This window comes from Streptomyces iakyrus (assembly GCF_000717055.1).
Lineage (GTDB): Bacteria > Actinomycetota > Actinomycetes > Streptomycetales > Streptomycetaceae > Streptomyces > Streptomyces iakyrus.
In genome coordinates, this window is record NZ_JNXI01000093.1 from 1 (window position 1) to 454 (window position 454).

General features: G+C 70.5%; 1 protein-coding gene. It reads left to right on the forward strand.

What is annotated here, in order from left to right; translation table 11 throughout:
• Window positions 1-454: cellulose binding domain-containing protein (locus tag OO68_RS41665; RefSeq protein WP_033314716.1), on the forward strand; the 454-nt coding region annotated here is incomplete at both ends.

The window sequence follows — 454 nt, forward strand, 5'->3', positions numbered from 1 at the left end:
CAAGACGAACGACTGGGGTTCCGGTTTCACGGTGGACCTGACCCTCACCAACCGCGGCACGGACGTCATCGACGGCTGGACGCTGACCTACGCCTACTCCGGCAACCAGAAGCTGGGCAACGGCTGGAACGGCACCTGGTCGCAGTCCGGCCAGAACATCAGCGTGAAGAACGCCGGCCACAACGGGCGGGTCGCGGCGGGCGCCGCCGTCTCGACCGGCGCGCAGTTCTCCTACAGCGGCTCCAACACCGCGCCGACGTCGTTCTCCGTCAACGGCACGCCCTGCACCGGCGCGCACCAGCCGCCGATCGCCGTGCTGACCAGCCCGAGCGCGGGCGCCGTGTACACCCAGGGGCAGGCGGTGCCGCTGGCGGCCACCGCCGCCGCCGCGGACAACGCCACGATCAGCAAGGTGGAGTTCTACGACGACACCAGGCTGCTGGGCACGGACACC